We start from the raw sequence: 12627 nt of genomic DNA on the forward strand, positions 1-12627 counted from the left end.
TTCCATGAAACTCGCATGTTTTAAGTCTTATGATATTCGCGGTAAGCTTGGTAGTGAATTAAACGAAGAGCTGGCATACCGCATTGGTTTTGCTTACGCGCAATTTTTAAAGGCAAACTCCGTGGTGGTGGGTAGTGATGTACGTCATAGTAGCGAACCATTAAAACAGGCTTTAGCACGCGGCATCATGGATGCTGGAGCGGATGTTATCGATATTGGCATGACGGGTACCGAAGAAGTTTATTTTGCTACCTTCCATCTTGGTGTTGATGGGGGAGTTGAAGTGACCGCCAGCCATAACCCAATTGATTATAATGGCATGAAGTTAGTCCGCAAGGGGGCGGCCCCTATTAGCGGAGATAGCGGCTTAAAGGCCATTGAAGAGCTGGTGATAAAAAATGAATTTCAACCTGCTGCAAAAGCGGGGCAATATAAGCAATTAAATATTCTAGAAACTTATATTGACCATTTATTAAGTTATATTAATCTCCAGCAATTGCAACCGTTAAAATTAGTTGTTGATGCCGGAAATGGTGCAGCAGGGCATGTCATCGATGCCCTCGAGGCGCGTTTTAAAGCAGCAAATATTCCGGTTAATTTTATTAAGATCCATCATGAAGCCAATGGTGATTTTCCCCATGGTATTCCCAATCCTTTATTGATGGAAAACCGCCAAGCAACCGCGGCAGCGGTAAAGGCGCACCAGGCAGATATGGGTATTGCTTGGGACGGTGATTTCGATCGCTGTTTCTTATTTGATGAGCAGGGTGAGTTCGTTGAGGGATATTATTTGGTTGGTTTATTAGCTGAAGCCTTCCTAAAGAAAAATCCTGGCGGAAAAATAATCCACGATCCACGCCTTACCTGGAACACTATTGATATTGCGCATCGTGCTAACGGCCAGGCAATTCAATGCAAAACCGGACATGCCTTCATTAAAGAGCGTATGCGCAGTGAAAACGCAGTATATGGTGGTGAAATGAGCGGACATCATTATTTCCGCGATTTTGCTTACTGTGATAGTGGAATGATCCCCTGGTTATTAGTGATTGAATTGGTAAGCCAAACAGGTAAGTCATTAAAAAGTCTTATAGATGAGTGTGTTAGTGCATTTCCTTGTAGTGGCGAACTTAACTATGAAGTAACCGATACCCAATCAGTGATGGAGCGTGTAGAAGCTCATTTTTCTGCATTACAGCCCAAAATCGATCGAACTGATGGTCTGAGCTTGGAGTTTGCACAAATGCGCTTAAACGTGCGTGCTTCGAATACGGAGCCATTATTACGCTTAAATGTTGAGTCACGTGGGAATGTTTCCTTGATTGAGGAAACTGTGCGCGCAGTGGAGTCACTTATTACATCGTGATGCTAAGAAGTGAACTGTTATAAATAAATTGATGAGATATGTTTCCATGAGTGTTGCAATAAGCTATTTAATACCTAGTTATAATCATGCGCATTATTTGCCCTTGCTTTTAGAAAGTATACGGCTCGACATAGACCGTTTAGAAGTTCCTGCGGAAGTCATTATTATTGATGATGGCTCTAGCGATGACTCCCAAGCTGTTATTGAGGCTTGGAGTGCTATGCATAAAGAATCTTTTAGTGTTATTCCCCTCTTTCAAGAAAACAAAGGGCTACCCGTAGTGTTAAATAAAATGATCGCTATGGCGCAGGGAACTTATCTAAGGCTTTGTGCTTCTGATGACATCCTTATTGCGGGCAGCACCCAGAAACTTTATGAACAATTCAAGGGAAATGCGCAGCTGCGTTGTGCTTTTGCTGATGCGATAGTGATAAATGATGCAGGGGAGCAAACTCATTCCAGTTCCATTGCTTATCATGGTGGTAATGTTCAGCGCTTAACTAATCCTAAGTGGCTTGTTAAAGAGCTGATACAACATTGGTGCGTGGCAGGACCTTCACATCTCATGAAAAAAAGCCATTATGAGAATATGCATTATGATGTATCATCAACAATTGATGATTATGATTTATTCTTATCATTACTCGAAATACCGGATGCAATTGTTTTCATTAATGAACATGCGGCACTCTATCGAGTGCATTCAACTAATACGTCTAAAACCCAAAACGTACAGCGTCGCATAGCGAATATCAAATCTTTCTTGAGTATCATTGAGCGCTATATGGAGCGGAAAACACTGTCGCGTTATTTATCATCCGTACGTTATTTAACTAAAGCAAAAATCGAGTTTTTACAAAAAAACTACATCAAGTGTTTTCTTAATATGAGCGCAAGTATACTTTGTAAAGTTAAGAGCGAGTTTCAGAGTTGAACTATTTAATTAACTCCAGATTTTTTTATTTTTTGTTGCCTATGTACGTGGCACTTGCCTTGCTATTACTCTTTTTTAATTTTTCTGAAGATTATTATTGGAGTATTATTTCCTTTTTTTCCATTATAACCTTGCCTATCCTCTGCTGTAATTTATTCATTCCTTTTAAATATCGCTTACAGGATTATTATCAAATAGTAACGCAAAATAAGCGCCACCGTTTTATTGCCCTTTGTTTTTGCGCGCTAATAGTACTTTGTGGTCCTCTTGATATTTTAATAAATGGTTTTAAATTGCTAAGGCCTGATACTTATGCTGATCTGCATGGGGTAGGTAGATACATAAGGCATATTACCATTTTATGCTGGATTTTTATTCCGGTAGCCTTTGTTTACCTGCGTAGTGCGGGGATGAAGGGAATATTTATTGCCTATGCAATTCTTTTTCCAATTCTTATCATTGATAGAAATCGATTATTTATTTCATGCTGGTCATTATTATTTTGTATTATGTTGCAATATAGTTTGACTGAATCTGCTCGGGTACGGGCGCGTTATCGAGCATGTCTTTTTTTAATCGTGCTCATTTGCAGTTTTATTTTTGCCGCAGTTGGCTTCTTTAGAAGCGGCTCTGCTTTTGTAGTTCCTTCATCTGGAACCCACTTAATTGAAGGCGCATTTCCATTATCCGATTATTTTATGGAACTACCGGGATTTATTCAGCAAATTGTTTTATACATTACCACCCCAATTTTTAATTTCCTCACGGTTGATATACAGGGCTTTACTAATCCTGAATTTCTTAATAGTCAGTTATCTCCATTTAGTCGAGACAATTATAATCTATATCCCTATGCACCAATTCCGGTTCCTCGCTTTAATGTGGGTACGGAGTTTTATCCATTCCTACTTTATAGTGGTTTGCAATTAGTCGCACTAGCCTTTATTGGCATGCTGGTAAGTTTTTATCTGGCAGTCTATTTGTTTAAAAAATACCCTAATATTTTTACGCTAATAATTTTTATAAAAATATCATATGGCATGTTATTTATGGGATTTGCGCCACAATTTTATATCTTATTAAATTTAATGTTTTTTCTGTTGATGCTGCTGCTCTGGGGGTTTTCTGAATTATGCATTGCTTGCGTAAACTGCTCAAATAATGAGCCATCCTTCCCGGCTCGGAAATGGCAGGATATTAATTTGTAATAAAAAGATTGGATGAGCTTGTTACATTTTTATGATAGTATTTGCCGGTTTCAAACTAGGAACTGTTTAACCAGTTATATAAACGTATCAGAGTAAGGGTTCTCGGTTAGATTACTGTTAAGCTAAAACTGCCCGCATTGCGAATGATGTAAAAAAGTAAGCCCATGTCCAAACCAGCAATGAATAATCTACCTTCTGAACGCTTACCTGTCATATGGACTAAATTATGAAAGATAGGCAAAACTCATTTGATATAATAAGACATGCCGCGGCTTTTCTGGTGCTTTATAGCCACCACTATGCGTTATCTGGTAGACCTGAGCCCACATTTCCACATTGGGATAGTTATGGTTTTATTGCGGTAGTCATTTTTTTCGCCATTTCCGGCTATTTTATGCCGACAAGTTTTAGCAATTCAGAAAACTTTTTGGTATTTATGGAAAAGCGTTGTCGACGGATTTTTCCCGCTCTAATTGCTTGCTCTTTTTTGATGTGCTACGTCATTGGCAGTATCTTTAGCCCAGAGCCATTATTTAAGTACTTAACGGATTTAGCTAACTTTAAAACCAGTGTACTTTTCTCCGCGTTTCTTGGTCGACCCATTCCTGGTGTTTTTTCCGACTTCATATTTAAAGACGCCATTAATGGCAGCATATGGACCTTACCGGTGGAATTTTTGAGCTACGTTATTATCGGTATTGTGCTTTCCTATACTAATAGTTGGCGCTCTGTTTTAAAGTTACTGTTATTTTATATTCTTACCACGATAGTGCTGATGATTACTGGTTTTAACTACATGTTTTATGCCGTACCGCTTAATTATTTAGCACTCTTTGGGATTGCCTTTGCCGGAGGCGCGCTTATGGCAACGACGCAAAAGCAATGGTTCCCGGTACGTTATCATTTAGCATTTTTATCCGTCTTTTTCTTGGTGGTTTTAAGAGGAGGGGCAGAGTTACAAGTCTTAGGCACTTTGAGTCTGGCTGTTTTAACCATCGTCATTGGTACATCCTTTCGGGACAAATTAATTAAAGGCCGTTTTGATATCTCTTATGGAATTTATATTTATGCCTTTCCCGTACAGCAGATAGTAATTAATTTAATAACCCAGCGCTTTTGGTTAAGTATGGCTATTTCAGCGGTATTGACGATTTTCATCGCAATTCTGTCCTACCGTTTTATAGAAAAACCATTTTTATATGCTAACGCACGCAAGCGCAAAGCGGAGCTGGTTAATAATAACGCGAAGCAGCCTAATGCTCTTTTTAGTGGAAGTTGAGGTATGGGCTTGCTTGCACGCATAGCAAATTAAGGTTGTAGACTGGGTACGGAGGCAGGCTTTTTCCTTAGGCTGCTGTCTGTACCCAACTATAATCAATCATATGGATAGGATCATGAACGATAGGCAAAACTCTTTTGATGTATTAAGACACTTCGCAGCGCTTTTGGTGCTTTTTAGTCACCATTTTGCTTTGTCAGGACGACATGTGCCGAAGTTTCAGCATTGGGATACTTATGGTTTTGTGGCTGTAGCTATTTTTTTCGCCATTTCCGGTTATTTTATGCCGGCAAGTTTTAACAATTCAGAAAACTTTTTGGTATTTATGGAAAAGCGTTGTCGACGAATTTTTCCGGGTTTAATAGTATGCTCGTTGTTGATGTGCTACGTTATTGGCAGTATCTTTACCCCAGAGCCATTATTTCAATATTTGACTGATTTTTCTACATTTAAAACAAGCGTCCTTTTTTCCTCATTTCTTGGTCGTCCAATTCCTGGTGTTTTCTCCGACTTCATATTTAAAGATGCCATTAATGGCAGCTTATGGACCTTGCCAGTAGAGTTTTTGAGCTACATTATTATTGGTATTGTGCTTTCTTATACCAATAGTTGGCAGGCAGTTTTAAAGCTACTGCTATTTTATATTCTTACCACGATAGTACTAATGATTACTGGTTTTAACTACATGTTTTATGCCGTACCGCTTAATTATTTAGCACTCTTTGGGATTGCCTTTGCCGGTGGCGCACTTATGGCTATGACGCAAAAACATTGGTTTACTGCACGCTATTATTTAGCCTTTGTTGCGATTCTTTTTTTAATTATTTTAAAACGCCGAGGCGAAATGCAAGTATTAGGTACCTTGAGTTTGGCTGTGTTGACCATCGTCATTGGTACTTCCTTTCGAGATAAGCTAATTAAAGGACGCTTTGATATTTCTTATGGCATTTATATTTACGCCTTTCCTGTACAGCAAATAGTAATTAATATAATTACCCAGCGCTTTTGGTTAAGTATGGCTATTTCAGTGGCATTGACGATTTTCATCGCAATTCTGTCCTATCGCTTTGTAGAAAAACCATTTTTATACGCTAATGCGCGCAACAAAAAACGGGAGCAAGCTGTTGGTAAGATAGAACGAAGTGGTATGACCAATTTAAAGGCCTAGTTTGATTGCTACAGCAACTGTTTTGGAAAAGGAATTGAGGCAACCTAGTAGCAAATAACTAGGTTGCTTAAGGTTTATGCGGAAGCCTGAATCTGATTCCTTCGTGAGCGAATAAATGGTTCTACCAATAAAATGAAACCTGAGAGCAAAATACCAAAAACAATTCCTAACACCAGAATTAAACGCTTTTTTGGCTTAATTGGGGTAGTTTCCACAAAAGGTGTCCCATCAATATGGTAGGCCTTGACACTGGATAGATCAAAAGATAGAGCTTTAAGTCGTTTGATTTCAATTTGTTTGCCTATGATATTTTTGACATAGGGCTTATCATCAGTACGATTTTTTAATGCATAAATATGTTGATCATTTTTAATAAGCTGCATTTTTTCTTGAATTATAGATAACTTCTTGCCATAACTTCCCGTGTGTGCGCTTTTTTGCGCTAATGTAAGTGCATTTTTTAAATAAATTGTTCCTAACAAATATAAGTCATCACGGTTAATAAGATTTTGATCATCAGCTAAATCGGATGTTTTAGGCGTTGTAATTCCTAACGAACTAGCAAGCGTTAGCGCCTTATTTAGCTCTTGTATTTGTAATTGGCGATCACGGACATCGCGTTGCTTTAAGGCGTCGATTTGCGTGTTAATTTGGGCTAACTTTAGTGCTTGCTTATTTTCCAATCGCTTAAGCATTAAACTGCGCTTTAGAGCTTCTTCAGATAAAGCTATTTGAATTTGGCGTTCAAGTAGTTTAATTCTTTGCTCTGTTGCGGCACGTTGTTCGCGCGCAATTTCCTTTAAAACTTGCTCATTCGTATAAGCAATATAGGCTTTATTGTTTTTAGCACCTAAATCTAGCTGAGGGGACAGTGTAGTTAATATAGTCTCTTTACTATTATCTTTAAAGTTATCTCTTAGATCATCAACACGATGATGAATAAATGTAGTTTGATAATTAAGGGCCAGTTGATTTAATATATTTGTTTTAGTTTCCGATGAGATTGGTTTTTTGGCATTTTTTAGCGCTTCATCAAGTAGTTTACTATCCTCTAAGAACGACACAATATTGCCTCTTTGAGATAATTTTTTAGTAAAGATATGAAAGATTTCGTTATTTGTTAATGAGCTATCGGCATTCCAAAAAAGTGCTTTAAGTTGAGCATTACCTGGAACTGATAAGATAGTTTGCGTTCGATATTGTCCAGGCATCATATAAACAATAAAAGCAGCGAATAAAAAACTTAATGAGGTGACTGTCAAAATTAACTTGTATTTGCTCCGTATTTTAGAAAATAACTGTCCCAAAGTGGGTTCATTTATATGATTATTTTCAGCCAAGCGTTGCACTACTACGTTCAATGGCCCATTAATTTGAAGCGTAGATGGGTTTACATCATCTTTCATAGCACCTGTCCTTACAAAAAAGTTTATATCTAGTTTTTTTCCAATAGAATATTGTTATAATCCCCTCTAATTGCTAAAATCACACAGATGAAAGCAAAAAAAAGTTGATCTTTAAAACGGCGGCGGCATTTGAATGAATGAGCTGCAAGTCGCAGTAAACTCGCTCGCTTTTGCGAGGTCCAACCGCGTACAAATGAGTCATGGCCTAGGCCAATCAATTTGGCAACAAGATAAGCTTGCTGTAACCACCAACCACTGGTTATTTGTTTAATTCGTGTAAGACGTGCTTTGGTACCTACATTAACGCCAACCTGATTATTCCCGTGTTGCCTGTAAAGCATGGATGGATTTGGGTCTATGTACCAGTTATAACCTTTTGCACGGGCAAAAGCATAGCAGTACCAGTCATGCAATGTAACCTGCTGTACTATATCCCAATTTTCCCGCAAATTGGCCTTAATGGAACTCATGAGCTTGGTGCTCATCACATAGGTACATCCAGGACCAGCCGCCTCAAAAATAAAGTCCCATTTCTTTTGGGGTTGAGCTTTATTAATTAGCATTTGCCGGCCATCAGGCCAAAACGCAGTTACATTGCTTGAGTAAGCATCATAGTTTGATTCATGTAAAATTGTAGTGGCTTTATGTAACTTGTCTAAATGCCAAAGGTCATCTTGATCTGAGAATGCAACATAATCGAATGATGAGAAATCGACATCATGGATCAAACGAAAGAAGTTTCTGGCAGCGCCTCCAAATTTTTCACCATAGGGTAGTACAACGACGCGAGAATCCTTCATTGCCAGTTCTTGAAACCAAGATAAGCTATTATCTGAAGATACGTCGATGCTTACAAAAACGGTCACACAAAGTCCCGCCTGGTCAAGAATACTCTGTGTTTGGGCTTCAATATATTGCATGCCATTATAAACAGCTAAGAGAACAGCAATTTTGGGTTGTTGTGGAGGAGTTAATTCCATAAAAAACACTCTGCCAAGTAGAAATGTAAACTGATCCTAAAGAATGCGAAATTATAACTCAAGATTCAGCAAGAGTCGATTGGCAAAAGTAGGGATGGCTTGTTTTTACAAAATATAGTGCGCAAAAAATTAGGTAAAAACTGTAGTTGGTTGCATAGGCATAGGACAAGCCAATTAAGCCAAATTTATCCAGGAAAAAACAGGAAAATAAATAGAAACTTGTACCAAACAACAATTCCGATACCAGAAATATAGCCGTCCTACGTTTAACCAGCATATGATACGCAAATACCCAAGCGGCAATTTTGATTACACTTCCTATTAATTGAAACGCTAGAATATCTGCTACCACCGCAAAGCTACTTGAGAATAAAAGACTCACAATCCAGTGGCGAAATAAATAGATGCCTGCTGCTAAAAAACACGCGGCAAGGACACCTAGAACAAGCACTTCCTTAACGATATCCAGCTCAGCAAACTGGCTTTTAGCCTGGCTCAGTTTAGGGACATAATAGGTCATTAAGGCAGTAGTAATAACCAGCAAATACAATTCCGACAGTTTCCAGGAGGCTTCCCAGATACCTGCCGTCTCCCAACCTAAATTATTTGCAGTGTAACTCCTAACTAACATAAGAATTAATGGGGTTGAGATAAGGGTTACAAAACTCATTAACCAATAAGGTAAAAACTCTTTAAATACAGCAAAATTAAATGTAGGTTTTAACCATCCCCATCTAAAATCTTTGATTCGTGTTAGAAAGCCAATGCCAATAAATGCAGATAGTGCTTGCATGGCAATTAAGGCGACTAATCCTCCATACAAGCCATAAAGACTAACTAATAAAAGAGAGGACAGCAGCAATAATATGCTGGACATGGACTTGTATGTAATTAGTGTAGGTAACTCCCCCCAGCCGTTAAATACGGCAACGAGCACTTGGAAGATCATAATTAAGACGCCACATAGTGCAAGCAGATAAAAGATATTAGTATATTCTGATGATTTAAGGATGAGCATGGAGAGTTGTGGGGCAAACAAGCAAATGCCACCGCCAACGACTAGCGCGGCCAATAATCCTAAGCCCAACGCATTGCCTAAGTAGTTACGGGTATTATCGTGCCCCGATTTTTCCTGGGCGCTATAACGAACAAGGCCTGTTGTAAAGCCACCAGTAACTAAAATAACAAAGGCAGCAATAAAATTTTGAAATTGGCCAAAAAAAGCGACCCCCTCTGGACCTACTTGCGTTGCAATAAACTTAATTACTACAAAACCAGAGGCCAGTTTGATCGCTGTTTCAATCGCTGAAAGAAAAGAGGTTTTGACTATATTCATTGGAACTTATTTATCACCTCGATTACTGCCGTAACTTCTGCATCAGTATGTACAGGGCTCATCGGCAAGCTCAAAACCTCATTATGAATTTTTTCAGTAATCGGTAAGTGCAGCGTATTATATGCTGGATAAGCGGGTTGCTTATGTGGCGGCAGTGGATAGTGAATTAAATTCTGAATTCCCGCTTCTTTGAGATAATGCTGTAAGGCTTCGCGCTGTTGGCATGCCACGACAAATACGTGCCAGACATGATTCTCAGCTTCTAATTTAGGTAATTTAATAAGCGGATTATTAATGTTTTCAATATAAGTGCGAGCGATTTCTTGACGACGTTTGGTTTGTGCATCGAGATATTTTAGCTTAACGCGTAACATTGCCGCCTGTATTTCATCTAAGCGACTGTTGATACCTTGATATAGATTTTTATATTTTTCGTGGGAGCCATAATTACGTAAAGCACGTAAGACGTCCATTAACCTGGAATCATTCGTGGTAATGGCGCCAGCATCACCAAGAGCACCCAGATTTTTCCCGGGGTAAAAACTAAAACCGGACGCATGCCCCCAGTTTCCTGCTTTGCGTCCATCTATATGTGCTCCATGCGCCTGGGCTGAATCTTCTAACACTAAAAGATTATAACGTTCAGCAATGGCTAATATAGACGGCATATCGGCCAAACATCCATAAAGATGTACGGGTAAAATCGCTCGCGTTTTAGCGGTAATGTGCGCCTCAATCTGATTCACGTCAATATTGTAGCTGTGTACATCAGGCTCGATAAAAACCGGAGTTAATTTATTCTCCGTAATTGCTAAAATACTGGCAATATAAGTATTGGCGGGCACCAGAACCTCATCACCCTCGTGGAGGTAGCCTAGCTCTTTCCATGCACGCAGAGTAAGAATTAAGGCATCGAGTCCATTGGCTACACCGATACAATATTCAGTACCGCAGTACGCGGCAAATTCTTGTTCAAAGCATTCCAGCTCGTTTCCGGTAATATACCATCCAGACTTAATTACTCTGGAAGCGGCTTCACAAAGTTCTTCTTGCATTTGTTGATTAACCTTTGCAAGGTTTAAAAAATCAACTTTCATTTATGTTCACCTCATAAAAATCCAGAGCAACTGCGCGCGCTCCAAAGCTTTCCTTTTGCGCCACCAGCCCTTCATTTAAGTAACGCCCATTTTGTTCTGTAGATATGCCAAAATTAAAGTATTCAAATCCTTGGCTGGCACTTTCTTGGATGATGCTTTCTAGCAAATAATCAAGTGCACCTAAATCCTTGCCGATAGAGGAAACAGAAAGATATTGAGTATGAACTACATTCTTAAATTTGAATAATAATGCCGCGGCAATGATTTCTGCTTCATGTTCCACTACTTTAAGTTCAATATTTTGCGGGAATCGGCTATGTAATAAGTGCATTTCCGCAGCCGTATGTACCGGTCTTGCATCATGTTTATCAAGTACAGAGCATAATAAATCGTAAAAGGTATCCCAATTTGTTGAGGTAGATATACTCAGGTTACTCTTTTTGGCCCGAGCAATTAACCATTTCCGACCTTTTGATAAAGGCAGCCGTCGATCAAGTTGGATTACACTAGAAAGATCTCTACGAATTAATTTAGCATTGGCACGGTTAAAAAGTGCATAACTATCTTCTTGATTAGGCTGATGATGAAAGATATAAGGAATTGACTTATATACTATCTTCTTGAATCCGTTTTGCTGCGCGGTTACTAACAATTGCTCAACAATAGCAATTACCGTCTCAATGCGTACTTTGGGTGATAAAAGCAAGCCGCCATAAGTCAAGCCGCCATGAGACATCAAGGTATCATCATGCTTACTGGCAGGAAGAACGGCAACTAAAGCGCCTTCCACATAAAACATTAAGGAGTTATCGATAAAGCGATCGGCATGATACTCCATGAAGTCCCGTTTAAAAAAGAATAAAGGCGATTTACAAGACTCTATAAAGCGGTCCCAATCCCCTTTAACATTCTGCGTATAAACTTCACATGTTACCATTCTAAAAGCTCCGCTACACCAAAACCATCAACGCCCATGTTATTGCCGTTATAAAAGCAATATGTTTTATCCTCAGTCTGTACCAATCGTGGATAGCATAAATGGATTGAATCAAAATCAGCTGTAGATAAGCTCATGCCAAAGTCATCATCTTTTCTGGTCCAATTGACCCCATCTTTGGAGAGGGCAAGCCCTGGGAAATAATCTTTACCGCTAATACTACCCTTGGTATAAAACATGTAGTATTGATCATTTTTTTTATATACCGAAGGTCTTCCAATACGGTATTCTTCACCGTGTACATCCACACATAGGACACCGGGTTTGCTGATCAAAATACCATCCTCAGACTCTGTGTACCAAATGTTGTATTTTGGATAGGGTTTATCATCAATTAACTGCCAATCATCCCCTGCAGCATACCAAATCTTCCAGCGCCCATCTTCATAAATTGCGCTATGGATTGCTCTGATTGTTGTCGCCCCATGGGTGCGATCTAAAACGGGGGTTTCCATCAGGCGTACAAAAGTTTCGCCATTATCGGTGCTTTCAGCAATACCCGTAAATGCCAGAAACTTGACTTGTTTCACCAATTGAAAGCCAACGTAATACATACGTAGTACGTTATTATGACGAATGATATCCCCTAAGATGATGCCATTATCATCAAAGCAGCCAGCACGTCCTACATCTAAAACAGGTTGTTGTGAAACAGCTTTTACTTGGGTTGGATCATGGGCATCTACATCGACATAGCCAATACGGCTGACGCCTTGACTATCGCGAAATCCCGCATAGACACGAATCGTATCATCATCTAACAGAATGGGGGTCGGTGTTAGTGCTGAATTTTCTCGCCAGCTCTGTTCTCCTTGTTGGCGAAAAACAAGCCCTAGTTTGTTCCATTTCAACATTA

Annotated in this window: 11 protein-coding genes; 5 read left to right on the forward strand and 6 right to left on the reverse strand. The window is 39.2% G+C overall.

Annotated elements, in window-relative coordinates; genetic code table 11:
- Positions 1-4: 4 nt before the first annotated feature.
- The 5 genes from BN3124_RS08710 to BN3124_RS08730 all read left to right on the forward strand — a co-directional run bounded on the left by BN3124_RS08710 (position 5) and on the right by BN3124_RS08730 (position 5955).
- Positions 5-1366, forward strand: coding sequence for a phosphohexomutase domain-containing protein (locus tag BN3124_RS08710; protein ID WP_058534409.1), 1362 nt, complete (start codon positions 5-7; stop codon positions 1364-1366).
- Positions 1367-1412: 46 nt separating this feature from the next.
- On the forward strand, positions 1413-2300 hold the full coding sequence (locus BN3124_RS08715; RefSeq protein ID WP_058534410.1) for a glycosyltransferase family 2 protein: 888 nt from the start codon (positions 1413-1415) through the stop codon (positions 2298-2300).
- A 41-nt stretch (positions 2301-2341) separates the two neighbouring features.
- Positions 2342-3508 carry a hypothetical protein gene (locus BN3124_RS08720; RefSeq protein ID WP_149865231.1) on the forward strand — a complete coding sequence of 389 codons (1167 nt, stop codon included), beginning with the start codon at positions 2342-2344 and terminating at the stop codon, positions 3506-3508.
- Between the two features lie 226 nt (positions 3509-3734).
- Entirely contained in the window at positions 3735-4787 is a 1053-nt protein-coding gene (locus BN3124_RS08725; RefSeq protein WP_058534412.1) for an acyltransferase family protein, read from the forward strand.
- Positions 4788-4902: 115 nt separating this feature from the next.
- A complete protein-coding gene (locus BN3124_RS08730) occupies positions 4903-5955 on the forward strand; it encodes an acyltransferase family protein (protein WP_058534413.1) in 1053 nt (350 codons plus the stop codon).
- A gap of 74 nt (positions 5956-6029) precedes the next feature.
- Here BN3124_RS08730 and BN3124_RS08735 read toward each other — a convergent pair whose 3' ends face one another.
- The 6 genes from BN3124_RS08735 to BN3124_RS08760 are packed head-to-tail and all read right to left on the reverse strand — an operon-like array spanning position 6030 to position 12625.
- Positions 6030-7361: a Wzz/FepE/Etk N-terminal domain-containing protein gene (locus tag BN3124_RS08735; protein ID WP_058534414.1), complete on the reverse strand. Its 1332-nt coding sequence runs from the start codon at positions 7359-7361 to the stop codon at positions 6030-6032.
- Between the two features lie 29 nt (positions 7362-7390).
- Positions 7391-8341 (reverse strand): glycosyltransferase, encoded by a 951-nt coding sequence (locus BN3124_RS08740; RefSeq protein ID WP_058534415.1) that lies wholly within the window; start codon positions 8339-8341, stop codon positions 7391-7393.
- A 58-nt stretch (positions 8342-8399) separates the two neighbouring features.
- A complete protein-coding gene (locus BN3124_RS08745) occupies positions 8400-9677 on the reverse strand; it encodes an O-antigen translocase (protein ID WP_058534416.1) in 1278 nt (425 codons plus the stop codon).
- On the reverse strand, positions 9674-10774 hold the full coding sequence (locus tag BN3124_RS08750; protein ID WP_058534417.1) for a DegT/DnrJ/EryC1/StrS family aminotransferase: 1101 nt from the start codon (positions 10772-10774) through the stop codon (positions 9674-9676). The genes BN3124_RS08745 and BN3124_RS08750 overlap by 4 nt, the downstream gene beginning before the upstream one ends.
- The gene (locus BN3124_RS08755) at positions 10764-11711 is read right to left on the reverse strand and encodes a GNAT family N-acetyltransferase (RefSeq protein ID WP_058534418.1); all 948 of its coding nucleotides are present in this window, start codon (positions 11709-11711) and stop codon (positions 10764-10766) included. The genes BN3124_RS08750 and BN3124_RS08755 overlap by 11 nt, the downstream gene beginning before the upstream one ends.
- The gene (locus BN3124_RS08760) at positions 11705-12625 is read right to left on the reverse strand and encodes a glycoside hydrolase family protein (protein ID WP_058534419.1); all 921 of its coding nucleotides are present in this window, start codon (positions 12623-12625) and stop codon (positions 11705-11707) included. The genes BN3124_RS08755 and BN3124_RS08760 overlap by 7 nt, the downstream gene beginning before the upstream one ends.
- Between the last annotated feature and the right edge of the window lie 2 nt (positions 12626-12627).

The organism is Legionella saoudiensis (assembly GCF_001465875.1).
Lineage (GTDB): Bacteria > Pseudomonadota > Gammaproteobacteria > Legionellales > Legionellaceae > Legionella > Legionella saoudiensis.